This window comes from Lactobacillus sp. ESL0260 (assembly GCF_003692935.1).
Taxonomy (GTDB): Bacteria; Bacillota; Bacilli; order Lactobacillales; family Lactobacillaceae; genus Lactobacillus; species Lactobacillus melliventris.
Genome location: NZ_REHO01000007.1, coordinates 1 through 23,493, shown reverse-complemented (window position 1 = coordinate 23,493; position 23,493 = coordinate 1). Strand labels below are relative to the sequence as shown.

General features: G+C 38.2%; 18 protein-coding genes, 27 tRNA genes, 1 rRNA gene and 1 riboswitch. Of the genes, 2 read left to right on the top strand and 44 right to left on the bottom strand.

Annotated features, from left to right (window positions below; translation table 11 throughout):
• Positions 1–11: 11 nt before the first annotated feature.
• The 5 genes from F5ESL0260_RS02755 to F5ESL0260_RS02735 form a co-directional block, all read right to left on the bottom strand.
• Positions 12–1,208, bottom strand: coding sequence for an MFS transporter (locus tag F5ESL0260_RS02755; RefSeq protein WP_122025766.1), 1,197 nt, complete (start codon positions 1,206–1,208; stop codon positions 12–14).
• A gap of 6 nt (positions 1,209–1,214) precedes the next feature.
• Positions 1,215–2,657 (bottom strand): FAD-binding protein, encoded by a 1,443-nt coding sequence (locus F5ESL0260_RS02750; RefSeq protein WP_122025765.1) that lies wholly within the window; start codon positions 2,655–2,657, stop codon positions 1,215–1,217.
• Between the two features lie 12 nt (positions 2,658–2,669).
• Entirely contained in the window at positions 2,670–3,404 is a 735-nt protein-coding gene (locus F5ESL0260_RS02745; RefSeq protein ID WP_122025764.1) for an SDR family NAD(P)-dependent oxidoreductase, read from the bottom strand.
• 13 nt (positions 3,405–3,417) lie between these two features.
• Positions 3,418–4,893 carry an FAD-binding protein gene (locus F5ESL0260_RS02740; RefSeq protein WP_122025763.1) on the bottom strand — a complete coding sequence of 492 codons (1,476 nt, stop codon included), beginning with the start codon at positions 4,891–4,893 and terminating at the stop codon, positions 3,418–3,420.
• Positions 4,894–4,982: 89 nt separating this feature from the next.
• Complete coding sequence (locus F5ESL0260_RS02735; protein ID WP_122025762.1) at positions 4,983–5,861, bottom strand: LysR family transcriptional regulator; 879 nt, start codon at positions 5,859–5,861, stop codon at positions 4,983–4,985.
• A 178-nt stretch (positions 5,862–6,039) separates the two neighbouring features.
• Here F5ESL0260_RS02735 and udk point away from each other — a divergent pair, with 178 nt between their 5' ends.
• Positions 6,040–6,681: a uridine kinase gene (gene udk / locus F5ESL0260_RS02730; RefSeq protein WP_046324487.1), complete on the top strand. Its 642-nt coding sequence runs from the start codon at positions 6,040–6,042 to the stop codon at positions 6,679–6,681.
• 90 nt (positions 6,682–6,771) lie between these two features.
• Here udk and F5ESL0260_RS02725 read toward each other — a convergent pair whose 3' ends face one another.
• Positions 6,772–7,350 (bottom strand): ECF transporter S component, encoded by a 579-nt coding sequence (locus tag F5ESL0260_RS02725; RefSeq protein ID WP_046324486.1) that lies wholly within the window; start codon positions 7,348–7,350, stop codon positions 6,772–6,774.
• Between the two features lie 43 nt (positions 7,351–7,393).
• Positions 7,394–7,483: riboswitch (TPP riboswitch) on the bottom strand.
• Positions 7,484–7,558: 75 nt separating this feature from the next.
• Positions 7,559–8,641 carry a M42 family metallopeptidase gene (locus F5ESL0260_RS02720; protein ID WP_110445757.1) on the bottom strand — a complete coding sequence of 361 codons (1,083 nt, stop codon included), beginning with the start codon at positions 8,639–8,641 and terminating at the stop codon, positions 7,559–7,561.
• Between the two features lie 237 nt (positions 8,642–8,878).
• Between F5ESL0260_RS02720 and hpt the strand changes: the two genes are divergently transcribed.
• Positions 8,879–9,448 carry a hypoxanthine phosphoribosyltransferase gene (gene hpt, locus F5ESL0260_RS02715; RefSeq protein WP_046324484.1) on the top strand — a complete coding sequence of 190 codons (570 nt, stop codon included), beginning with the start codon at positions 8,879–8,881 and terminating at the stop codon, positions 9,446–9,448.
• A 36-nt stretch (positions 9,449–9,484) separates the two neighbouring features.
• Here hpt and F5ESL0260_RS02710 read toward each other — a convergent pair whose 3' ends face one another.
• From F5ESL0260_RS02710 to rrf, 37 genes are all read right to left on the bottom strand, one after another.
• Complete coding sequence (locus F5ESL0260_RS02710) at positions 9,485–10,831, bottom strand: hemolysin family protein (RefSeq protein WP_046324483.1); 1,347 nt, start codon at positions 10,829–10,831, stop codon at positions 9,485–9,487.
• Between the two features lie 90 nt (positions 10,832–10,921).
• Positions 10,922–11,578, bottom strand: a complete 657-nt coding sequence (locus F5ESL0260_RS02705) for a nitroreductase (protein WP_122025761.1) — start codon at positions 11,576–11,578, stop codon at positions 10,922–10,924.
• Between the two features lie 435 nt (positions 11,579–12,013).
• Entirely contained in the window at positions 12,014–12,472 is a 459-nt protein-coding gene (gene smpB / locus F5ESL0260_RS02700; RefSeq protein ID WP_046324481.1) for an SsrA-binding protein SmpB, read from the bottom strand.
• A gap of 9 nt (positions 12,473–12,481) precedes the next feature.
• Positions 12,482–14,806 (bottom strand): ribonuclease R, encoded by a 2,325-nt coding sequence (rnr, locus tag F5ESL0260_RS02695; RefSeq protein WP_122025760.1) that lies wholly within the window; start codon positions 14,804–14,806, stop codon positions 12,482–12,484.
• Between the two features lie 74 nt (positions 14,807–14,880).
• On the bottom strand, positions 14,881–15,114 hold the full coding sequence (gene secG, locus F5ESL0260_RS02690; protein WP_046324479.1) for a preprotein translocase subunit SecG: 234 nt from the start codon (positions 15,112–15,114) through the stop codon (positions 14,881–14,883).
• 68 nt (positions 15,115–15,182) lie between these two features.
• The gene (locus F5ESL0260_RS02685) at positions 15,183–17,243 is read right to left on the bottom strand and encodes an LTA synthase family protein (RefSeq protein ID WP_046324478.1); all 2,061 of its coding nucleotides are present in this window, start codon (positions 17,241–17,243) and stop codon (positions 15,183–15,185) included.
• A 69-nt stretch (positions 17,244–17,312) separates the two neighbouring features.
• Complete coding sequence (locus F5ESL0260_RS02680; protein WP_046324477.1) at positions 17,313–18,338, bottom strand: lysylphosphatidylglycerol synthase transmembrane domain-containing protein; 1,026 nt, start codon at positions 18,336–18,338, stop codon at positions 17,313–17,315.
• Positions 18,338–19,381, bottom strand: coding sequence for a glycosyltransferase family 4 protein (locus F5ESL0260_RS02675; protein ID WP_122025759.1), 1,044 nt, complete (start codon positions 19,379–19,381; stop codon positions 18,338–18,340). The genes F5ESL0260_RS02680 and F5ESL0260_RS02675 overlap by 1 nt, the downstream gene beginning before the upstream one ends.
• Positions 19,374–20,546 (bottom strand): glycosyltransferase family 4 protein, encoded by a 1,173-nt coding sequence (locus tag F5ESL0260_RS02670; RefSeq protein WP_110445751.1) that lies wholly within the window; start codon positions 20,544–20,546, stop codon positions 19,374–19,376. Before F5ESL0260_RS02670 ends, F5ESL0260_RS02675 begins: the two co-directional genes overlap by 8 nt.
• A 113-nt stretch (positions 20,547–20,659) precedes the next feature.
• Positions 20,660–20,744: transfer RNA gene (locus F5ESL0260_RS02665), tRNA-Leu, on the bottom strand.
• Positions 20,745–20,788: 44 nt separating this feature from the next.
• A tRNA-Cys gene (locus F5ESL0260_RS02660) sits at positions 20,789–20,859 on the bottom strand.
• A 22-nt stretch (positions 20,860–20,881) separates the two neighbouring features.
• Positions 20,882–20,953, bottom strand: a tRNA-Gln gene (locus F5ESL0260_RS02655).
• Between the two features lie 7 nt (positions 20,954–20,960).
• Positions 20,961–21,033 (bottom strand) — tRNA-His (locus F5ESL0260_RS02650).
• Positions 21,034–21,045: 12 nt separating this feature from the next.
• Positions 21,046–21,116 (bottom strand) — tRNA-Trp (locus tag F5ESL0260_RS02645).
• A gap of 4 nt (positions 21,117–21,120) precedes the next feature.
• A tRNA-Tyr gene (locus tag F5ESL0260_RS02640) sits at positions 21,121–21,202 on the bottom strand.
• 7 nt (positions 21,203–21,209) lie between these two features.
• A tRNA-Phe gene (locus tag F5ESL0260_RS02635) sits at positions 21,210–21,282 on the bottom strand.
• Positions 21,283–21,288: 6 nt separating this feature from the next.
• Positions 21,289–21,362 (bottom strand) — tRNA-Asp (locus F5ESL0260_RS02630).
• A gap of 3 nt (positions 21,363–21,365) precedes the next feature.
• Positions 21,366–21,439 (bottom strand) — tRNA-Met (locus F5ESL0260_RS02625).
• A gap of 10 nt (positions 21,440–21,449) precedes the next feature.
• Positions 21,450–21,536 (bottom strand) — tRNA-Ser (locus F5ESL0260_RS02620).
• 27 nt (positions 21,537–21,563) lie between these two features.
• Positions 21,564–21,635 (bottom strand) — tRNA-Glu (locus F5ESL0260_RS02615).
• 310 nt (positions 21,636–21,945) lie between these two features.
• Positions 21,946–22,035, bottom strand: a tRNA-Ser gene (locus F5ESL0260_RS02610).
• Between the two features lie 4 nt (positions 22,036–22,039).
• Positions 22,040–22,113, bottom strand: a tRNA-Ile gene (locus F5ESL0260_RS02605).
• Between the two features lie 5 nt (positions 22,114–22,118).
• A tRNA-Gly gene (locus F5ESL0260_RS02600) sits at positions 22,119–22,189 on the bottom strand.
• A gap of 12 nt (positions 22,190–22,201) precedes the next feature.
• A tRNA-Phe gene (locus F5ESL0260_RS02595) sits at positions 22,202–22,274 on the bottom strand.
• 6 nt (positions 22,275–22,280) lie between these two features.
• A tRNA-Asp gene (locus F5ESL0260_RS02590) sits at positions 22,281–22,354 on the bottom strand.
• Between the two features lie 3 nt (positions 22,355–22,357).
• Positions 22,358–22,431 (bottom strand) — tRNA-Met (locus F5ESL0260_RS02585).
• Between the two features lie 41 nt (positions 22,432–22,472).
• Positions 22,473–22,546 (bottom strand) — tRNA-Ile (locus F5ESL0260_RS02580).
• A gap of 13 nt (positions 22,547–22,559) precedes the next feature.
• Positions 22,560–22,633, bottom strand: a tRNA-Met gene (locus F5ESL0260_RS02575).
• Positions 22,634–22,662: 29 nt separating this feature from the next.
• Positions 22,663–22,736, bottom strand: a tRNA-Pro gene (locus tag F5ESL0260_RS02570).
• 6 nt (positions 22,737–22,742) lie between these two features.
• Positions 22,743–22,816, bottom strand: a tRNA-Arg gene (locus tag F5ESL0260_RS02565).
• 9 nt (positions 22,817–22,825) lie between these two features.
• Positions 22,826–22,911 (bottom strand) — tRNA-Leu (locus tag F5ESL0260_RS02560).
• 10 nt (positions 22,912–22,921) lie between these two features.
• A tRNA-Gly gene (locus F5ESL0260_RS02555) sits at positions 22,922–22,993 on the bottom strand.
• Between the two features lie 11 nt (positions 22,994–23,004).
• Positions 23,005–23,077 (bottom strand) — tRNA-Thr (locus tag F5ESL0260_RS02550).
• A gap of 32 nt (positions 23,078–23,109) precedes the next feature.
• Positions 23,110–23,191, bottom strand: a tRNA-Leu gene (locus tag F5ESL0260_RS02545).
• Between the two features lie 12 nt (positions 23,192–23,203).
• A tRNA-Lys gene (locus tag F5ESL0260_RS02540) sits at positions 23,204–23,276 on the bottom strand.
• 4 nt (positions 23,277–23,280) lie between these two features.
• A tRNA-Val gene (locus F5ESL0260_RS02535) sits at positions 23,281–23,353 on the bottom strand.
• 4 nt (positions 23,354–23,357) lie between these two features.
• A 5S ribosomal RNA gene (rrf, locus tag F5ESL0260_RS02530) occupies positions 23,358–23,474 on the bottom strand.
• Positions 23,475–23,493: the final 19 nt, after the last annotated feature.

Genomic DNA, 23,493 nt, shown 5'->3' with positions numbered 1-23,493 from the left:
ATTTATCTTTTTTATTGTTCTTTCACAGCTAAAACTAAATTCTTTTGAAATTTAACCACTAAACAAATTACGGCTAGCATTAGTGCCAGCAAACCGCTTAAAGAGAAAACATTAAAGCCTATATGACTGACTAAACTAGTCAAAGGATTAATTATCAGTGGACTAACGACCCCACCTACGGAATAAATCGCAACATAAATTCCCAAAGCCATAGAAACACTGTTATCATCAACAATTAAGGAAATCAAATAAGGAAATTGTCCCATTGCAATACTCATCGCTGCTCCTACTATAAAACTACCAATAAAGACAATTAACAAAGAATGAAACAGACCAATTAATAAGTATGCAATGCCATACAAACATAATGAAAGAGCAATTGAAGAGTAGCGAAGCCTTTTGCCAATTTTACCCACAAATAAGCCACAGATCATCCCACCAACAAGAGAAATGGTGGATGTTAGAGCTGCTTGTGCAGTGGCACCAAGATTTTCTCGCACTACAAACAAAGAGATATTATTATTTAAAACATTATTAAGTAACATTATCAAAAACGCCCAGAAGGCACTATAAAACACGAATTTGTTTAAATGAATTTTAGTATTACCTGCTTTGGTGTCATTCTGAGAAGCTGTTCCAGTTTCAAAGGGCAGAAGAAGAAATACAATTAGGAGTATTAGCAGTGAAAACAGGTATATCCAGTAATTATTAATCCAGCTGCTTGAAGCTGCCAGTTGACCTCCGCCCATGATAAAGACCATGCCACCAATATTAATAAAAGTTGTAGATAACCCCATAGTAGATTCACGGTCACTTTGAGGCAGCAATTGTGCGATTAAAACTTGAGTTAAATTGGTGCAGGCTCCTTGACCTAAGCCCACTAAGCATGAACAAAAAAGTAAAAACTCAAAATTCGTGTGCAGCATTAGTGGCAATAACCCACCAATTGTCACCAAACAAATTGAAACAAGGGTCAACACTTTTAAATTAACTTTATTTGCTGTCAATTTACCAATGATTATTCCCGCAAGCATCATAAATAAATTTGGTAAAGATGTCAGCATTTGTACACTAGTATTATTAAGGGTAAAAAATTTAGCAATGGCAGCGTAAGATGGAGTAATAGCTAAAGATGCCATGCCAATCATACTAACCGCTAAGATACCTATACGAGTTTTTGAAACAGAAACTCTTTTAGCACTATTCATTGATATTTACCGCGTTTTAGTAATACTTTGAACGGCATTTCTACCTGAAAATACGGCATACCCTGCTGTACTTCCTGGTAAAGTGACAGCGTAAGTATCACCAACAAGCATCCCTGCAGCATCATTGCCAACAGCATAAACTCCGGTAAGTGGATAACCATAGGAATTTAAAACGGCATTATTATTATCAACACGAATACCACCAATTGCACATGCCATACCAATACCCAATTCTACTGCATAATATGGACCATCTTTTAAAGCTGTCATGTATGCGGGAGCTTTACCAAAATCGGTATCAGTTCCTTTAGCCACTAAGTCGTTATAACGCCCAATTGTTTGTGGCAAATTGGGCAAATTCAATTTTTCTGCTAATTCAGCCAGAGTGTCGGATTTGGTCAAGTACTTATCACCATTCTGTAAGTCACGCGTAATTTCTTCTTGTAAATGTTCGAATTTTTCAGGTGAAACCGGTGAATTGCCTACTTCTTTGTAAAGGCCGACATTAGTTAAATGGTTAACCGTTTCTTGATTAAGGATTGAAAAAGTTCTTGACTGGGTCAAAAGGGCGCTGCCCGCATGACACATATTGTCATTGACATCTTCATTAACAAAGCGTTCACCTTGCTCATTCACCCATAAAATTGCCTCTTGAGTCGCTGCTGCTGCCAATTGTTCAGGCATATGAACAAAAGGTGGACGTGTTTTATCCAAAATAGCACCACCACCATATTGAATAGCCCCCATCTGATAGTGTTCAGCTCCAGCCTGCCATGCTAGTTTCATGCCGTCTCCGGTAGATTTGCCATCACTAACTGACAGCAAACGTTCAGTTGCAGGAGTCCGTTTCTTAATTAAATCAGGATTATCCACATAGCCACCTGTAGCTAAAATCACGTTAGTTGCAGTTAATTCTCTTAACTGTCCTGTAGCCTCATTTTTAATAACTAGACCACTGACATGACCATTATGTTGTAAAATTTTTTGCGCACTAATGCTAGTCACAATTTCCACGCCAAGAGCTTTAGCTTTAGGTATTAACTTTGCAATCACAGCATGACCACCACCGGCAAAAGTGTGAATAGTAGGCCAGCTTTTACCCTGAGGACCAACTTTACTATACTCAACTCCAAGGGAATAAAGCCAGTCAATTACTGAACCACTTTGACTAATATATTTTCGTAAATGAGGGGCACTGGCTTCATAGTGCGAATAGTTCAGTTCATCTTGGAGCAATTGGGTAGGATCAATCTTAATGCCTTTTTCTTTTTGCAAAAAGCTGTTGACTCCCATTGCGCCTTCAACATAGTTGCCGTCACCGCCTAGTGTCCTGCCTTTTTCAATTACCAAGGTTTTAATACCCTGCTCGCCAGCACTGACAGCGGCTGCCAAACCGCTAAGGCCGCCACCAACGATTATTAGGTTATATGCGAAATTTTTAGGAAACATGAATTTTTTCTCCTACTTCAAGCCGACTGAAACACCGCCATCGCTTAAAACGGTTTGGCCTGTCATAAATGTGGCTTCACTTGCTACAAAAACAAAGACTTTAGCAACTTCGGCAGCGGTTTCTGCCCTCTTCATTGGTACAGTCGGTAAAACTTTCTCCAAAAAGCCGCCTTCGTTAAGTGGGGTTTTAGTTAGGCCGGGAGCAACACTATTAACACGAATATTTTTGTCAGCATAATCAATCGCCGCAGCTTGAGTCATACCAATAATGCCATTTTTGGCTGCATTATAAGCGCCCATACCACCAGGATTATAAATGCTGCCTAAAGCACTGGTATTGACGATTGAGCCATAGCCTTGTTTTAAGAATAGTTTGATTTCCTCACGCATACATAAGAAGGTTCCACGCAAGTCCAAATTAATCGTATTGTCAAAATCTTCATCAGTCAGTTCGGCAAATGGCTTCAAAACGCCGCCACCAGCGTTATTCATTACATAATCAATCTTACCGTAATCGGAAACGATAGTTTGTAACCCGTTCTTAATACTGTCTTTATCCATGACGTTCAAAATCAAGCCGGTAATTTTACCGTTATATTTTTCATTCATTTCAGCAGCAACGTCCAGCACTTTCTTGTTATAGTCAGTTAAAACGACATCACTACCTTGCTTGGCAAATTCTTCACTAATAGCATAACCAATACCTTGAGCAGCTCCAGTAACAACAGCAACTTTTCCTTCTAACATTTTTCTTTTTCTCCTAATTTAAACTCTTAATTGCTTCTTCTGCAGCAATCCAGCCGGAAACAAAGGCAAAGCCGTTAGCAATACCTTCATAACTGGGGTAGCCATCAGAATATAAACCGTTAACATTATTACCAACAATATATAAATCTTTTAGTGGAGTGCCATCTTCTTTTACCGGCTGACAGTTGCGGTCAACATTGACACCGTCTAATGTTCCTAAAATTGCGCAGTGCTCAATTATCGCGTAAAACGGTCCTTCTTGAACGTCAAACAATAATTCAGCAGCCGGCTTTAAGAAAGTGTCGTCCTCTTTCTGCTTAACGGCCTGATTATAAGCATTGACGCTCCTTGTGAGTGAAGAATATGGCAATTGTAACTTTTGGGCTATTTCTTCCAGGGTATCTGCTTTTACTACTTCACCCGTTTTAACCGCTTCGTCAAAGTCTGTTTGAATATTAGATAAAGGCCCCACAGTTGTTCTAGGCGTTTGGCCCACATCACAGAACTGTCTCTCAAAAGTGTCTTCAAGATTAACCTCTTTTTGCTTAAAAGTGTCTAAAGTCTTTTGGTCCAGTAAAACGTAGTACATACCGTTAACGTTATGGGCGGCATTGCCCCACATAGCAAAATCATAAACTACATCCTCGTTTACAAAACGATTAGCGGTTTGATCCAGCCACAGCAATGGTAAATTAGTTAGAGTTTCAACCGCACTGTCTCTTTTCATAGGATTAATACTCATGCTTGGTGCACAGCCATGGGCAAAAAGAACTGGGCGGTGACGACAATCTGCACCTAATTTATGCGTTAATCTAATTCCCGTACCCGTAGATTTGCACTCTCCCAGGTTCAAAAGTGCTTTAGTATCTGAAAAATTGGCTGTCATCATTTCCTGACTGCCGCAATAGCCGCCATCAGCAAATATTACTTTTTTAGCAGCAATTCTAATCTCTGCACCAGCTTTATTTTGGGCAATAACGGCTTTTAAGCCATTATCATATTCCAGATCGACGGCTGCAGTTTCCAACATTACCTTATTGCCAGCTGTGGTAAATTTATCCGGTAATTTATCCCAGTTAGTCATTTTCTCTTTAAAATTATTAAATTTATGGTAGACCAGTGGATCATTTAAGTGTGCTTTTTGTTCGCTTTGTTCCACGGTTACCGGTAAACCCATTTCTGCTAAGCGAGCAATATTAGCCCCTGACTTTTTTAAAAATCGCGCCAATAATTCACCATTAACAAAGAAGTGATTGTAATCTGTTAATCCGTTAAAAGCTTCACGATAGCCATAATTTACGTGCCGCTTTTTTTGTTCAGTGGAATTAATAGCAAAAACTCCATGAGCACCAAATTTGCCGGCACCTCCAACTTTGTTACCTTTTTCTAAAAGTACAAATGGCACATGCTTTTGATAAAGCTCAAAGCAAGCTGAAATTCCAGCCGATCCTGAGCCAACAACTACGACATCAGTTGAAAAAGAATTCAATGTAACTTCACCCTTTCTGATATTTTGTGATTCTTATTACAATTGAATTCTATGTCATTTTTAATAAAAGTGCTAACACATAAAAGTTATTAGCGATAAGTTAAAGTTGTCACATGCTTAAGCATTTTGCTAAATTTAGTTGAAACCATTGGATTCATTGCTATTACCACATTAAAAGCTTTTTGCAATTGAACTGGTGCTAAGCGCTCAATATTATTGCAGTTTTGCGGTAAACTAAATGATTCCGGTACGATTGTGATACCACCATTAAAGTTGACATTTAAACATCCAGCAGCAAAGCTGTTTACCTCTGCCACTTCTTTATATTTCCAACCATTTTGACAGTAGATTTTAAGCATAGCAAGCTGAATATCAGTAATACCAGTTGATTTCCAGTTTTGCATAAAAAGCATACTGTTTTCAGCAAGTTTCTGCTTATCGCCGTGATATTGTCTTAGTTCATCTTTATTTAGCAGTAAGTCAAAACTAGTTTTCCTAAAAGGTAGACAGTCAATTTTATTATTACCGGCAAAAGCTAAGTCAAAGCCAACCAGTATGTCATAATTACCATTAATCAATCTTTTGATGCAAGAATCAAAATTTTCTTCGTCAAAATTTGGCTGACAAATATCTGGTATTTTTGAAGCAAATAATGCAGCGTCATTTTCAAAGCCTTGCAAAAAATGGACACGTAACAGCTTCTCCGGGTTAGGATCCGGGTGGTGCCAAATTTCACTGTACAAATTAATAATTTCTACGCTGCGTTTATAAAAAACTTCTCCTACTGGCGTTAATGAAAACTTACCAGCAGAACGGTTAAGCAGTTTTTGACCCAACTCATCTTCTAATTTTTTAATAGCTGAACTGACAGCTGTTTCTGAAACATAATTTCTCCTCGCTGCTGAAATGAAGCCGTGAGTTTGAACGACATCAACGAAATATTTTACGGGCATTAAGTTATAATTCATTTTGCACCTATGCTATTTAACACAAATTACTTTTTTCACATTTATCATATAAAAAATTTAGTCAATTTTAAACCGTATTCAATAGAAAAGTAGCATTAATTATCAAATATACCTTAACTGTTGGTAATTATGGCAAAAGTAAAGTAAAATGTTTAAGGATTAAAAAAGGAGTGGCATAATGTCTAGACTTGAAAAGCCCGTAGTGATTGGTATTACCGGTGGTTCAGGCAGCGGGAAAACTACCATTGCGCAAAAAATTGTTGCCCAAATGCAAGAGAATGAACACGTTTTGATTATGACTCAGGATTCATATTACAAAGATAATACCGGGATTCCTATGAGTGAAAGAAAGAACATCAACTATGATCACCCAGATGCTTTTGATGTTCCTTTGCTTAGAAAACAGTTGCAAGACTTATTAAATTATCGGTCAGTCGAGATGCCGGTTTACGATTTTAAAGAACATACCCGTAGTCAAAAGACCATTCATACTGAACCTGCCGATATCATTATTCTTGAAGGAATTTTGGTTTTAGCTAACCAAAAAATTCGTGATTTGATGGATATCAAAGTTTACGTTGACACGGATGACGATATTCGCTTTATTAGACGTTTAGAACGTGATCTAAATGAGAGAGGCCGGTCCATTGACTCTGTGATTGAACAATATTTAAGCACAGTTAAGCCGATGTATCATCAATTTATTGAGCCAACCAAGCGCTATGCGGATATTATTGTTCCAGAAGGCGGTAAAAATGATGTCGCCATTGATATGCTTACAACTAAGGTACACTCAATTTTAAGTAAAAAAGAAAAATAAAAAAGGAGTAATTGCTTCAAGTGATATGACCCCCCAAATTTGTCCTAATTTTAGGGTTCACATCAAAGAGCAATACTCCTTTTTAAATATTTAAGCTATTTTTGGCTTTAATGCTTTATCAAATAAATTCGTAATCAGCTTAACTAAAACGCCATCAAAAACCAGAGCAGAAATGATATTGGTAATAAGCATTACGATTTGCACTTGCATACTGAATTTGCTCCAGCCATATAAAATATATGAGGGAATAAAACAGCCAAATGAAGCAAAAAACGCACCAGTTAAGACGCTTTTCCAAGTGAAATTTTGATAACGTTCTTTTTTAGGGAAAAAGCCGATTTCATTAGTAGCGCCTTGAATAATTCCGGAAAGAATCGTAGTAGCACCCCACTGACCACCTATGGCCATTTCAACCACAGAAGCTAATAATTCACCAATCGTACCGGATCCTGCAGTAGGAACAAAATACATCGCTAAAGGTCCAGCCATAAGCCATAAACCTGTAAAAACAGTATCAGTCACCGGTGCAAAACCTGTCGGCACCAGCAGCATTTTGATTAAATTAAAAGCCCAGTTAAAGCCATACGTATAAATGACTCCCATAATAATTCCAATTAATGCAATTAAAATAATCGACTTTACATTCCATTTTGAAGTTCTAGTAAACATAAAAAAATACTCCTAACTTTACATGTCAGTAGGAGTATCATTATTACCTAATTTTACACTTCCCTAACGCAGGTATTGTCCCGATCAGGTTCAGAGGGTATTTCTCAGCTTTTTGGCACCCCTAGTGACTGCTATTCAATTTTTACTATTATAGCATACTTTAATTAAATTTGTTGCCTATTTTTGACGATTACTGTAGTTAATGCCATTAAAATTGACTAAAACTTGCCAACTTTTCTTTAGTTAAATCACGAATAATAGCAAGCGTCAAAGCAACAGAGGCTTTAAAATCTGAATAAGCACTAAAACAATAAGGAGAGTGTTCATAACGAACTGGAATACCAATCACAATGGTTGGTGCGCCATTTTCATAATAAATTGCTGCTCCATCTTGGCCACCGCCAGTGCGAACAGAACGAGTATACGGAATGTTATTCTTATCAGCTAAATCGCAGGCATACTGTTGAAATTTAGGATTAGGCAAAAACGAAGTATCCATGTCACGCAACATCGGTCCCCTTTTCAGTCCGGTTTGCGACAACCATTCTGGAGTAAAAGTATCATCTGCTGGACAAGACTCAAGCACGATTGCTACATCAGGCTTTACGGCTCTTGCTGTAACATACGCTCCGCGCAGACCGACTTCTTCCTGGCTGGAAAGTGCTGCAACAACGTTAAATGCAGTTTGTTCATCTTTTAAATTGTCTAAAACGTCAGCCATGGCAGCAGCGCCAAAGCGGTCATCAAAATCTTTGCCGAAAAACAAACCAGATTTTTCATTGTATTCACATTTAACATCCACAAAAATAGGACAACCCGTATCAATTTGATAATCATTAATTGTTTCGGCACGTGAACTGGAACCAACATCAATTGACATATCGGCTACGTCCGGTACATTATTTTTTTCGGCTGCAGTCATAAAATGAGGTGGTTTAGTAGCCACAACACCGGGAACATATTCACCTGCACGATTTTTAATTTTTACGCGCAGAGCAGGAATATTATATTTAACCCACCCGCCAAGGGGCACGAATTTAATCATGCCATTAGGACGGACAGCTTGGGTAATAAAGCCAACAGCATCTGAATGTGCATCCAGTTGAATCACTGGCCGACCTGGTTGGTTATCTTTTTTGCTGGCATACACATTGAGCATACCGTCAACCTTCACGTCAGCAAAATCTTGAACAGTATCGGTAAATAGTTTAACAAATTCTCCTTCAAAGCCAGAAGTAGAATTGGCATCAGAAAATGCCTTGAGCATTTTAATTTCTTGTTGTTTTTGCATTTTTTTACCTTTCACTAAAAATACTTATGCATTAATTTTACCAAAAACTGGGGTTACACGTTAAAAATTTAAGCAAATCGAGAATTATCTTACTGCTTTTAGCAATATGGCTACTTTTTGTACGTAATTGACTGCTAAAAAAGTTAAAATAGTTGAAAATGGTCTGTTTTTTTAGCAAAAAAATGATATAATCGAAATATTAGGAATTTAAATTGTTTTACAATGAAGGGTAGATAAATGCCAAAAAACGACAATATTAATAGTATTATTGATCATAAATTGTTTAGTGAAGAGGACATTCACCAAATGTGTGTTAAGTTAGGAAAGCAGCTTACCAATGATTATGCTGGTAAAAAGCCATTAATTGTGGGAGCTCTTAAGGGTGCTGTTTTCTTTTTAACTGATTTGGTTAGAGAAATGGACGTCAAAGCTGAAATTGATTTTCTCGATGTCTCAAGCTACGGTAATGAAATGGAGTCTTCCGGGAAAGTTAAGCTAGTTTCTGATTTAGCATCTGATGTGAAAGATCGTGATGTTTTAATCGTTGAAGACATTGTTGACACTGGTTTAACTTTAGATTTTATGAAAAAGTTGCTTGAAAAACGTGGGGCAAAAAGCGTTAAATGTTGCGTTTTACTTAACAAGGAAGCAAATCGTAACGTTGATGTTGATGTTGAATATTATGGTTCAAAGGTTGGTAATGAGTTTGTAGTAGGCTACGGACTTGATTTCATGAATTATTACCGTAACCTGCGTTACATTGGTGTACTAAAACCCGAAATTATTAAACTGGTTAATAATAAATAAAAGAGTTGTCTTGAGGACAACTCTTTTTAAATGCCTTTATTCTTCTTGAGACTCTTTTGCTTTTTCGTTAATATTTTTAACGATAAACCAGCGCATGAAACCCTGTTCGATATCATCGAGCTTAAATTCAAAACCCTCTAATTTAACTTTCTCGCCCTTTTTTAAGTCCGGATAGTGTTCCATCATATAGCCACCGATGGTGATAATATCACTATCCTGGAAACTTTTTAAGTCAGTCTTAAAATATCTGGCAAAATCATATAGGGTCGTTTTGCCCGATACATGAATATTACCTTGCTCATCTCTAATTATATAATCATCAGAAACGTCATCTATTTCATCTTTAACCGTACCGAATAGTTCCTCATAGATATCCTTATCAGTAACTATTCCACTGGTACCGCCATATTCATCCACCACCAAAACGATTGGCGTGTGCTTTTTAATCATTAACTGCAAAATATCTTGGATTGGCATGGATTCAGGTACTGTAATCATTGTTCTAATAATACGTGTAACTGGCACCTTGTCGTCAATCTGGCTCTGTTGGATAACATCAAAGGCATAGATGTAACCAACAATATCATCTTTGTTATTGTCGCGAACAACCGGAATTCTACTTGAACCTTCATCCAAGTACAATTTAAGGGCTTGCCTGATAGAATCAGTCGAATTAATAACCACTAACCGCGTTCTATCCGTCATAATATCTTTGGCTATTTTATCATTCAGCTCAAAAGCACGCTTCATATATGTCAGATCATTTTTATCAAGCGAGCCACCATGAACGGCTTTCCGCGATAGTTTAATGATTTCTGACTGCGAGTAAACCTGATTTTCTTCATCAGCCGGCTCAAAACCCAACATTTTAAGTAACCCATTTGAACTGGCATTAAGCAGCCACACAAAAGGATAAACCAAGGTATGGAAAAGTTGCAAAGGGGTCACAATTTTAAGCAAGATTTTTACTGGCATGTCAATCGCAATATTCTTAGGTACAATTTCTGTTACTACAACTTCTAAGTAAGTTAACAAAATTACACCTAAAATCGCACTTAGTGAACGAATTACCGCATGATTAAGTTCTAATAAATTAAATGCTCTTTCAAATATTGCAGCCAAAGTATCCGCTGAAAACCAGCCCAAAACTACACCAACTAAAGTAGTTCCAACCTGTGTCGTTGAAAGGTATTCATTTAAATTATGAGTCATGTGCAAAGCGCGCTTTACTTTGCGCTGGTTGCCAATTTTATTAGACAACATATCTTCAAGCTGGCTGGGCCTGGTTTGAACCAAAGCAAATTCTGCAGCAACAAAGAATGATGCAAAAACAAAAATAACTAAAGTTGCTATTAAATTAGTAACTATTTGGGCTGTACTCAAAATCTATATCATCCTTATCAGTATAACCGTGAAAATTTCCTATTAAACATTCTATCATTAATAGCGCTTTATTTAAATTGAAGTACTTGTCTATTTAACTAATTTATATATTTTTTTGAATGGCAGACGATCAGGATAAAATTTGGGATCATTAACCTCAGCTGCATTATCTTGATATCCTAACCCAATTGCCATACCAATAAGCTCATCTTCTGGAATTTTGCCATATTTACGCACTAAATCGGGATAAGACACCATTGAGTGCGCCGGCATAATTGCTAATCCGGCATTAAGTGCCAGCAACATGATGCTTTGAGAAAAAATCCCTAGATCATAAACTGACCAAATGGGGGAATTTCTAGGAATCGTAAGAAATGCCACATCTTGAGCATTAAACATGTTGTTATTTGATTCTGTAAATAAGTCCATTTTATTATTGAAAAAATATGGTTGTGAAGCTCCAACTGCAGCCATATTTTGACTGGGATATGAATCCCAATTAAGTGACAGCATTTTGACAAAATCTTCATGAGGCTCAATATTGTTCTTTATTTGAGCTTTGACCTCTTTTTTTAAACCAGCAAGTGCATCACCAGTTAACATATATACCTTCCAAGGTTGCGAGTTAAGCAGTGACGGGGATAATTGTGCCCTTTCAATAATATTAGCAAGTAACTTTTCGTTAACTTTTCTATTAGTAAACTTGCGAGTAACTCGTTCATGGTTATAAACTTTATCAAATTCCATTACGACTCAAATCCTTACATACAAATAGCATTATCAAACACTCTACTTATTAAACAAAATCTCTCTAAAATTTTAAAAACAGGTAGAACTAATCAAAAACACTCGTTTTTTGCGATACTCACTTGTTTACACTTTATATAAAGCTATAAATTAAAGTATTACTATCTAATAAATTCAATCATATAAACATTAATTATATTAATAAATTATACACAATATTGCAAAAGTATTCAGTAAGATTAACAAAATATTTCTAGTAAAATTGTTCTAAGGACAACTTTTGTTTAAAACATAAAATTTTTCGTGCTGCTTTTACACTATATAAGTATTACTTAATTATATATAAATGAATAAGCAAAGTGTTGATAAGTTGCTAATTTTAAAACAAATGCATAATTAAAAAACAGTTCAACTAGAAAACTAATTAAACCGTCCTTAAATTTTATATTGCCTGCGTAATTCACGCTCTTGATCGCGCTTCTTAATGCTCTCGCGCTTATCATATTTTTTCTTTCCTTGGCCAACACCAATAAGAACTTTGGCAAAACCATGTTTAAGATAAACCTTCAAAGGGATAATTGCAATCCCCCGCGTAGATTGGTCTTTAGCAAGTCGTTGAAGCTGCTTTTTATGCAAAAGTAATCTTCTTGAACGAAGAGGTTCATGGTTATAACGATTACCTTGTTTATATTCACTAATGTGGACATTCTCAAGAAAAGCCGAACCATTTATAACTTGTACATAACCATCGCGCAAGTTAATACGTCTTGCTCGCACGGATTTAATTTCTGTACCTGTCAAAGCAATACCGGCTTCATATGTGTCCTTAATAAAATAGTCATGATGTGCTTTTTTATTCTGAGCAATTAAATTCTCATTTTTTTCTTTTTTCAATTTTTCAACCTAATGTTTATATCTACTTAAATGTGGATGATTGCCATTTTTTTGAAAATTGTTACGGTAATGTCCTTTATGGGCGTGATCATTGCGAAAACCCCGATTGCCCCGCCTTTCAGTTTTAACGCCGCGATTATTATGAGGCTTTTTAGGGGCATTGGGATCATAAATTTCAAAGTCAAGTTGATGCTGTTCAACATTAGCATTTGTCAGAGTGACCTTAAGCGGCATCCCTACGTGGAACTGTTTATGAGTCCCACGACCAGTTAATGTCATGCTTTTTTCATTATAATTGTAAAAATCATCTGTTAAATTGGAAATATGAATAAGTCCCTCTACAGTGTTTGGAAGTTGAATAAACATACCAAAACTGGTAACAGATGACACTACAGCATCAAAGTGATCACCCACTTTATCAGCCATAAATTCGGTCATCTTTAGATCATTAACTTCTCTTTCAGTATCAACGGAAACTCGTTCCTGAGTTGAAGTTTGATCGGCCACATCTGGCAAATAGCTGGCAAAATGATCCTGCGTTTTCTTGTCAGTCCCTTTTTCACAGTAAGCATGAATCATCCTGTGAACCATCAGATCCGAATACCTTCTGATTGGCGAAGTAAAGTGGGTATAAAACTTAGCTGCCAAACCAAAGTGTCCTAAAGGTTCTTCTGAATAATGTGCCTGCTTCAAGCTGCGCAGCATCATCATTTGTACTACGGCTTCTTCGGGAGTACCAGTAGTTTTAGCAACTACTTTTTGTAAATCAATTGGTTTAACATGGTTTGGATCAGCTGTAATATGTAAGCCAAATGCACTGCAAAACTCAAAGAAGCTCTTAATCCGCTCACCATCAGGAGTTTCATGCACGCGGTATAAAAATGGGACATGCTTACGATAAAAATCTTCCGCAACAGTTTCATTAGCCAGCAGCATGAAGGATTCAATCATCTTTTCAGCTATTCCGCGATCGTGTAACACAATATCCGTTGGTTTACCCTGATCATCCACAATAATCTTTGCTTCAGGTTCTTCAAAGTCAATTGCACCACGTTGATGCCTCTGCTGGTATAAAATATTGTGCAGTTCAGCCATATCCTGCAGCATAGGAGCAAGCTTAACATATTTTTCTTCAAGCTCTTCATGATTATCAGGATCTAAAACTTTATTAACATTGTTATATGTCATCCGGCCATGTGATCTCATTACCGAAGGATGAATACGATAATTAACCCTCTGTCCTTCCGGGGAAATTTCCATTTCACAGGATAATACTAAACGATCTTGACCTTCGTTGAGGGAGCATATGCCATTTGAAAGCCTAAAAGGCAACATTGGAATAACGCGATCAACTAAATAAGTACTGTTGCCTCTGGTAAAAGCTTCCTTATCCAAAGGAGAATTTTCTGTCACATAGTGAGCAACATCAGCGATATGAACACCTAAATGATAGTTACCGTTAGGCAATTTCCATAACACGACTGCATCATCAAAGTCTTTAGAATCATCACCATCAATTGTAACAGCAGGCTGGTCCCTAATATCCTCACGGTTTGCCATTTCAGCTTCAGTTACGTGATCCGGAATGGCGTTAGATTGAGCAAGGGCATCATCGGACCATTCAGTTCTAACGTCATGCTCTGAAACGATTGCCATAATGTCAACGCCCGGCAAATTTTTGTTACCAATAACATTGGTAACTACACCAGTCATTGAATCAGGATTGTTCTTGTCAGGATAACTAGCAATAGCTACTTTAACAATGTCCTGCTTTTGCGGCTGTAAACCGTCTTGGCTGATATAAACCCGATAATTAGCCAGCTTTTTATTTGAACTTAAAACATAACCAATAAAATGACTAATTTTCACTTGGGCATCGGTCATTGGATAAAATTCACCCACAAGTGTCTTGGTCCCCCGCTCAAGAATTTGCTCCACTTGACCTTCAGGGCCTTTACCATTCCAGGGATTGCCACCTGCAGTAATTTTAACCTTCACACTGTCTCCGTCAACAGCATATTCAGTATAGTCGCGGGCAATAAAAATATCATCAGCATCTTCATCATCAAGTTTGACGAAGCCAAAGCCTTTGCTATTTGCTTTAAAAATACCTTCGACTTCAGTATTTTCCTGTGCTAATTGGTAGTGACCCATACCATCAGTAATTATTTTCTTTTTTTGCTCTAAATAAGATAGTGCTTTGACCATATCAGAAAAACTGCCAAGTCTGTCTCGGCGTAACATACGGTCAATTTGTTCTACTTGATACTGTTTTTTAGGATTACGACGAAAAATCTCTAAAACATTAGCTAAAATGCTCTCGTTTTGTGCCATGCACTTTTAACTCCATTTCATTATTAAAAAGATAAAAAAAGTCCTCCCATCACTTGATCGGGAGGAACCATTAGTTATTTTGAAGACAAATAAGCTAATACAATAGCAAAAGCGAAAAAGAGAACCAGTAATACAGAGGTTACTTTTTCCATAAATGCTTCAAAACCACGTTTCTTCGTTTGACCACTAAAAACTGCACCGCCAGAGAGTGCATTCAATGCATCTTGCTGCTTTTGCGGCTGCATCATTGTCGCAATAATGATTAAGATTGAAACAATAATTAGTAGCGTCATAAATAAATTGTACAATGCGCTGCCTCCAATATACAGATACGTTACTGGTAAATTTTAGCACAAAATAGATTTAATTTCGAGTTTTATTTTTCGAGCTCTGGAGCATCAGTTTTAAATTTATTTTGTGTTGTTTTCTGGTGGTTTTTATACCACAGAGAAGTCTTATTTTTTGAATATAGTTTTTTTAGAGCCTTTTGTTCATTATAGTCGTAATCTTGCGGTTTGACCTTTTTAAACCATTTAGGATGGTAAAAGCGTAACAGATTGCCGGCGATAACACGGTCAGATAATGAAAGCTGCGTTGTTACTTTGTTTGATATTGCTACCAATTCAGTCTTTAATTTTTTATCTGGCTTAATTATTTCTGCACCTGTCTTAGTATCATAATAGGTACTACCAACTTTGGCATATAACGGTGTGATGAAGTCACCGTTACGTTGTGCAACTATCTGTGGTGCATTTTTACTTAACAAGTCATGACCAAACTGGATCGTTTTCTGGTTCTTAATTCCAAGCAAATTAAGCAGTGTAGGTAGTACATCAATTTCACCACCATAGGTTTTTTTGATGCCTCCCTTTAGGCCCTTCATATGAAACATTAAGGGAACCCGTTGGAACTTCAGATTATCGAAATTAGTAAATTCATCTTGGTTAAGTAGCTCTGCGCTAGCCTTGTGGTGATTACCGGAAATACCATAGTGATCACCATAAAAGACTAACAAAGTGTTTTTAGCTAAACCTGTTTTTTGCAGCCACCGCATTAACTGACCAATCGCCTGGTCGAGATAATGGGCAGTTTGAACGTAACCATCAACCGTTTCATCACCAGTTTCAGTCTTAGCAATTGACTGATTTTTCTTATCTAAATCATAAGGATAATGATTGGTAACCGTTATTAATTTAAGATAAAAGGGTTGTGGCAAACGTTCGATATATTTAATAGACTGGGAGAAGAAAATCTTATCTTTTAAACCATAGCCGATGTAATATTTGGGCTTATTCTGATAATAAGAAAGCGGCATGAAGTACTCATAACCAAATTGTTTATAAGCATTATTACGATTCCAAAAAGAACCGGCGCCGCCGTGCATAACCGCCGTAGTATATCCACCCTGTTGACTTAAAATTGCAGGAGCGCTCTCAAACGTATTTGAAGTACCATAACTGGACATTGCTGACCCAGACTGTAAACCAAAAAGAGAATTTTCCAGCATCATTTCAGCATCCGACGTTTTTCCTTGTCCAACTTGATTGTAAAAATTGGAGAAGCTAAGCGTATTCTTGGCGTGATAGAGTTTATTTAAATTAGGGGTGACCTCTTTGCCTTTCCATTTGTACCCTATTAAAAATTGCTGGAAGCTCTCAAGGTGAATAACCATCACGTTTTTGCCCTTGGCTACTCCGGTATATGCACTATTGGGTTTTACATAATTAAGCTTTAAGTACTTTTTGACTGCTTGCAAATCAGAAACATTTGCCTTAGCCATTTGTTCACTTGTTTGTGCAGTCTTAAAAGCATCATAAACGGCATATTCATTCATACCCAAATATTTAACAATGTAACTGTTGTCAAAAGTTCTCGTCAATAGCCCTGGACGGTCTTTTTGGGCCATCATCAAATTGATCCCTATCAGCAGAACTGCGATACCTTCAAGCAAAAGATTAAATTTAAGCTTTAATGGGCGTAAATCGTACTTAACTATCTTGCTAACCATCAAAATAATGACAAAAGCAATATCAATAAAAGTTAAAAAATCAGTTGCTCGGGTAATCCCTACAATACTTTTACCTAAATTATCCGCGGTTGAACCGGAAGTTTTAATAATTGATAACGACAAAAAATTAGAAAATTCACGATAATAAAGGATGTTGGCAAATAACCATAAACTGAGTACCAAATCAGTTGCAATCAGAATCCAATATGATTTTCTGCCTTTAAAGAAAAGACTAATGCCTAATAATAGCAAACCCGCTGGTAAAGGATTTAAAAACAACAGAAAATTCTGCATTGCTCCTTCAGCACCGAGATTAAATTTTGTCAGATAAATAACGTAAGTCTTTAACCAAAAGGTCACTAAAACAATAGTAAAAAAGCCTAGTTTGGTTTGTGTCAGCCATTGTAGAAAAGACTTGATCCGTGTCATCTTATTCTCCTCTCACTAAGCTTATATCTTACCCTTAACTGCAATTATAAGTATGGATTTTAATAAAAATTAATTATTTGACGGGCTCACTACTTTTTTAGGCTTGAAAATCCAGCCAAAAATTCCCAAGATCATGCCAAAGAAATAGGTCACAAACCGCCACAAAAACATCCCTACAATTAAGGTACCATTAGCCGAAATAAAGGTAGAAAATAAAGTTTGAAAACTGTATTCAGCTCCCCCAGATGCTCCCGGAATTGGTATTATCGCCATAAACATAATAATCATAATATTCATTTGCGTTACGCTCGCCCAATCGGCTGGTACGTTTAACGTAACTAAAGTCATGTAAGGGATGGAATAAAAACATAATAATTGTAAAACGGTCAGTATGCCACATACAATTAACTTCTTTTTTTCCTTTTTTAATTTTTGGCTCTCATCATAAAAAGTATCAATCTTTTCAAGCGTGTTTTGGCGCCAAACACTAACTCGATCTTGCTTAATAAATTTAGCCAGCAAGTTCATAATCCAGTTAGCAGCGTTTTTAGTCCAGTTATAGGCAAACAAAATTGCAAGCAAAAAGATGATCGAACCTACATGAATCAAAAAGCCAATGGCAATGAAAATGGCTAAACCGGCAAACTTAGTTGCGACCATGTGAAAGCCGGTAATAATTGTCGTGACATAAGCCAAAAACACTACAATTTGATAGATAATGAACTTCATAAGTAGCAGAGAAGTTGCGCGCCCCCCTTCAATACCCATTTGCACCATCGCAGCTAATTGCGAAGGTTGGCCTCCGGTTGACATCGGAGTAATCGCATTAAAAAGAGCCTGAATTAAAGGGATTCTGAAAAAAGACCATTTCGAGCGCTGGGGTTCATTTTTACGTTCACTTAAAACGGCTAAAATACTGGCCTCAAAGACATAGGAAAGAAGCATTAAGCCGAACACCAAAATTAAAGCAATAACATTAATATTACGAGTTGCCTGTTCTAACTGGGCAATGGGAGTCGATCTTAAATCAACGTATAAAACAATACCACTGATTAAAAGAACGACGGCAACACCCCACAAGTGCTTTTTATTCATTAGCGAATTTGTCCTAATTTCCGGCCGATTTCATATTGCTCGTGGTAAAAATCATCCCAGATCCGTGCCAGATTGTCCTCTGAATATTTGTCACTAGCCTCAGCAGATAACTTGCTATATTGATTTAAAATGGCTGGATCTTGGGCTGCTACCTGCAACTGATTATTCATTTCCGTAAAATTGTGCCCCTTCATGTAATAGCCACTAATTATTGCCTGATATAAGTCAAGGTCACGTAATAAGACTGGCGTTCCACAACTAAAAGCTTCAAGTACAGACATAGGAAACAATTCGTCATAAGATGGCAAAACAAATAAATCCGCTATATTGAGATAATCAACGAGTTTTTGCCGATCAATTATTCCAGTAAATTTGAGATTTTGGGGTGGATTATCTACTAATTTTTTAAAATGGTCGTAGCCGTCTGTTATTTTCCCAAAAGAAAAACCACCAGCCCATATAAACTGCATCTCTGGGTTGGCCACAGCCAGTTTGGCAAAGTCATCAACCCCTTTGCGTTCCTGTACTTGGCCATCACCAAAAACGACAAATTTATCAAGAGATATATTCAACTGATGGCGAAATGCGTTCTTTCTTTCTTGTCTTTCAGGATAAAATTCGTCTTTAGCTACAAAGTTAGGAATATATTTAACGTTTTCGCGTTTAATACCATATTTAACTAACTTATCTATAAAAATAGGATTGACAACGACTATTTCATCCATTCGTTTATAAAAATCAATCACATATTTGTAAAAAACTTTTTTTGCTAACGGTGGCAACTTTACCGAGCCTTCAAGGGTCTCAGGCAAAAAATGCACATAGCCAATTTTGCGTCCGCGAGCCGGTGAGAAACTGTTGGCAAAATAAGTGGGGTTCACAGTATGATAATGAGTCAGATCGCTTGCACCATATTTGTTATTTGTAACATAAAACTTATCGACTAGGTGCGTTCTAAGTAAGTGAATTAATTCTATGTACGCTGAACCAACTCCCTGCCCTTTTACAGATGCAGCCTGTGAAAACATATTAATTCTAATCATTTGACTCCTCTTTGTGATCCTTTTGATAATCTAAAATGACATCCTGATAGAATTGGTAAACTGCACTGGCAAATTTTTTAGCCGATATTTGATCCATTTTAGCAGCTAATTTTGCAGGCGGAATTGGCTTGCGCCCTTGTCTTAAATAAAACAATATTTCGCTTAGCATTTCACCAGGACCATTAAAAACTTTGCCAAGTTCATCATCATCAAAAACATGTTCTGTATAATCCGTATCATAAACGACGCATTTTGTGCCGGAAGCTAAAGCTTCAATGTAAGTTAAACCCTGTGTTTCAGTATCACTGGCTGAAACAAACAAGTCTGCCATTTTATAGTACGAACCTACATCATCATGAGGTACATCACCTGTAAATATTACATTATCTTCTAATGTTAATCGTTCAACCTGCTCCTGCAAAACTTCCATATCAGGGCCGTCGCCGGCAATTACTAAACGAGTTTCAGGAAATTCATCAATAATCTCCGGCATAGCATTCAAAATACGGTCAATCTTTTTTTCCTCAGCAACTCTACTTAAGGTCAATAAAACCGGAGCATCAGCAGGTATGCCTAATTCTTGGCGCATATCATTATTAGCTGCCTTATTTAGGCTATTTACGTCCACTCCTGTTGGAATTACTCTCATAGGTATGTTTACCTTATAGCGCTTCAAAAGGGCCTCTACGCGCTTACTAGGGGCAATAACGCCATCCATATTTTTTAAGTAAACGTTAGTAAATTGTTTAACGTGATAAGGCCTTAGCAGGTGCCCATTTAAAACATAATGTAAGTAATCTTCATACATAGTGTGATAAGTATGAATTGCCGGAATTTTCAATTGGTGGGCAACATATTTGCCTATCATACCCAAGGCAAACTCAGTTTGAGTATGAACAATATCAAGTTTAACTTCCCGTGCGACCTTTGTAGCTTCAAAAAAGCCCCTGAATGCGACACGGCGGTCAGTAAATGAAATAAAGGGAACACTACTAAAGCGAAAGACATTAGCTTCAACTGTTCCCTTTTTTATATGAGGATCAGTAGTAGTAAAGATAAATACATTATGACCTTGTTTTTCAAGAGCATCTTTTAAAGTTTTGATTGATGTGGCTACACCACTTAATTGCGGAAAATATGAATCGGTAAAGATACCTATATTCATCTGAAATACCTCCATAAAAGGTATTATAAAGATTACACAAAGCTTGTGCAATTTTTATATAATATATATTTACTAAAATAAAAGCAGCTCTCTTATGAGAGCTGCTCCAACAATAGCGGTGATCGGGGTCGAACCGATACGTCCTAAACGGACACCAGATTTTGAGTCTGGCGCGTCTGCCAATTCCGCCACACCGCCATATCAATAATTTAAAATTAACAGTTCAATGAGCGAACCGATAAAGGCGGGGATCGGATTTGAACCGACGATTAAGGTTTTGCAGACCTCTGCCTTACCACTTGGCTACACCGCCATCGAATTTTATTAACAATAGATTGGGATAGCTGGATTCGAACCAGCGCATAATAGAGTCAAAGTCTAGTGCCTTACCGCTTGGCTATATCCCAATGCTAGGGCGGAATATGGGATTCGAACCCATGTATGCCGGATCCACAAACCGGTGTGTTAACCCCTTCACCAATTCCGCCATGAAGGTTAACAGGGATAGTAGGAATTGAACCCACACTAGCGGTTTTGGAGACCGATGTACTACCTTTATACGATATCCCTATTATGGAGGAGGGTGGATTCGAACCGCCGAACTCAGAGAGAGCGGTTTTACAGACCGCCGCGTTTAGCCACTTCGCTACTCCTCCAGACTGATGGCGCGGGACGGAATCGAACCGCCGACACAAGGAGCTTCAATCCTTTGCTCTACCGACTGAGCTACCGAGCCATCCTACGGTCCATATCAGATTTGAACTGATGATCTTCTCCGTGACAGGGAGACGAGATAAACCACTGCTCCAATGGACCATATTGCGGGAGGTGGATTTGAACCACCGGCCTTCGGGTTATGAGCCCGACGAGCTACCAGACTGCTCCATCCCGCGATTATAATAAAGGAGGATGTGGGATTTGAACCCACGCACGGCAAGACCGTCTAACGGTTTTCAAAACCGTCCCCTTAAGCCACTTGGGTAATCCTCCAATTGTAAATATACCAAAGAATGGTAATGACCCGTACGGGATTTGAACCCATGTTACCGCCGTGAAAGGGCGATGTCTTAACCACTTGACCAACGGGTCATATTTATCGTTCTTACGTCATAAGACGCTTAATTATAATACCGAACTTATTACTAAAAGTCAACTATTTTTTTATTTTGTTGCTTCTGTAAATCCTTTAAGTTCTTGAATCACAACGTTATTAATAATACAGGATTATGATTCATCTTGCAAGAGTTTTGTGCAAAAAGTTGAACAATTTTAGCATAAAACTTTTTTATTGCAAAGCCTAGAAAAATTAAAACTTGTTGCTCAATAAAATCTTAGTAATAATTGAAATTTACCAATCAAAAAGACCGCTAGAAAAATCTACGGCCTTTTTATTATATAGCGGAGACTGAGAGATTCGAACTCTCGCACCAGAATAACCCGATCTACACCCTTAGCAAGGGCGCCTCTTCAGCCACTTGAGTAAGTCTCCACAATGGGCCTAAATGGACTTGAACCATCGACCTCACGCTTATCAGGCGTGCGCTCTAACCAGCTGAGCTATAGGCCCCTAAAAGCGGGTAACGAGAATCGGACTCGCGACTAAAGCTTGGAAGGCTTTCGTTTTACCACTAAACCATACCCGCACTAATAATAAATGGCGCGGGACGGAATCGAACCGCCGACACAAGGAGCTTCAATCCTTTGCTCTACCGACTGAGCTACCGAGCCATCCTACGGTCCATATCAGATTTGAACTGATGATCTTCTCCGTGACAGGGAGACGAGATAAACCACTGCTCCAATGGACCATATTGCGGGAGGTGGATTTGAACCACCGGCCTTCGGGTTATGAGCCCGACGAGCTACCAGACTGCTCCATCCCGCGATTATTTTAAATTAAAAGTACAAACAAACTCCATACTTTTATGGACCTTGTAGGACTCGAACCTACGACAGGACGGTTATGAGCCGTCTGCTCTAACCAACTGAGCTAAAGGTCCAAGCTCTGGGAAATAGCGGCGGGGGGGATCGAACCCTCGACCTCCCGGGTATGAACCGGACGCTCTAGCCAGCTGAGCTACACCGCCAACAAATGTAACCATATATCAGATTACAATCGGGAAGACAGGATTCGAACCTGCGACCCCCTGGTCCCAAACCAGGTGCTCTACCAAACTGAGCCACTTCCCGTGATTATGCGCCCTGAAGGATTTGAACCTTCAACCTTCTGATTCGTAGTCAGACACTCTATCCAGTTGCGCTAAGGGCGCATCACTAAATGCCGAGGACCGGAGTCGAACCGGTACGGTTGAAACCAACCGCGGGATTTTAAGTCCCGTGCGTCTGCCAATTCCGCCACCCCGGCAAGTAATGAAAGCGGAAGACGGGATTCGAACCCGCGACCCCCACCATGGCAAGGTGATGTTCTACCACTGAACTACTTCCGCAAAATATGAAATGCCGATTATACGATTTGAACGTACGACCCCCTGTTTACAAGACAGATGCTCTACCAACTGAGCTAAATCGGCAAAATGTAAATATGGTATATATTATTGGCGAATACGGGTGGTGGGACTTGAACCCACACGTCCGAAAACACTAGAACCTAAATCTAGCGCGTCTGCCAATTCCGCCACACCCGCAAAATGGGGCCATGAGTCGTGACGGGCTTGAACCGTCGACCCTCTGATTAAAAGTCAGATGCTCTACCAACTGAGCTAACGACTCGGAATGGAGGATACAGGGCTCGAACCTGTGACCTCCTGCTTGTAAGGCAGATGCTCTCCCAGCTGAGCTAATCCTCCATATGCACGGCAACGTCCTACCCTCGCAGGCAGTCTCCCACCAACTACTCTCGGCGTGAAGAAGCTTAACTGCTGTGTTCGGCATGGTTACAGGTGTTTCCTTCTTGCTCTTGCCACCGTACTTTTTTCCTTGTGAGCTT

Bases quoted from the DNA above. Each gene is read 5' to 3' on its own strand.
- F5ESL0260_RS02755 (WP_122025766.1), bottom strand. From the start codon at position 1,208: ATGAATAGTGCTAAAAGAGTTTCTGTTTCAAAAACTCGTATAGGTATC.
- F5ESL0260_RS02705 (WP_122025761.1), bottom strand. From the start codon at position 11,578: ATGGAATTTGATAAAGTTTATAACCATGAACGAGTTACTCGCAAGTTT.
- F5ESL0260_RS02745 (WP_122025764.1), bottom strand. From the start codon at position 3,404: ATGTTAGAAGGAAAAGTTGCTGTTGTTACTGGAGCTGCTCAAGGTATT.
- F5ESL0260_RS02735 (WP_122025762.1), bottom strand. From the start codon at position 5,861: ATGAATTATAACTTAATGCCCGTAAAATATTTCGTTGATGTCGTTCAA.
- rnr (WP_122025760.1), bottom strand. From the start codon at position 14,806: ATGGCACAAAACGAGAGCATTTTAGCTAATGTTTTAGAGATTTTTCGT.
- hpt (WP_046324484.1), top strand. From the start codon at position 8,879: ATGCCAAAAAACGACAATATTAATAGTATTATTGATCATAAATTGTTT.
- F5ESL0260_RS02680 (WP_046324477.1), bottom strand. From the start codon at position 18,338: ATGAATAAAAAGCACTTGTGGGGTGTTGCCGTCGTTCTTTTAATCAGT.
- F5ESL0260_RS02685 (WP_046324478.1), bottom strand. From the start codon at position 17,243: ATGACACGGATCAAGTCTTTTCTACAATGGCTGACACAAACCAAACTA.
- F5ESL0260_RS02725 (WP_046324486.1), bottom strand. From the start codon at position 7,350: ATGTTTACTAGAACTTCAAAATGGAATGTAAAGTCGATTATTTTAATT.
- udk (WP_046324487.1), top strand. From the start codon at position 6,040: ATGTCTAGACTTGAAAAGCCCGTAGTGATTGGTATTACCGGTGGTTCA.
- F5ESL0260_RS02720 (WP_110445757.1), bottom strand. From the start codon at position 8,641: ATGCAAAAACAACAAGAAATTAAAATGCTCAAGGCATTTTCTGATGCC.
- F5ESL0260_RS02675 (WP_122025759.1), bottom strand. From the start codon at position 19,381: ATGATTAGAATTAATATGTTTTCACAGGCTGCATCTGTAAAAGGGCAG.
- F5ESL0260_RS02750 (WP_122025765.1), bottom strand. From the start codon at position 2,657: ATGTTTCCTAAAAATTTCGCATATAACCTAATAATCGTTGGTGGCGGC.
- F5ESL0260_RS02670 (WP_110445751.1), bottom strand. From the start codon at position 20,546: ATGAATATAGGTATCTTTACCGATTCATATTTTCCGCAATTAAGTGGT.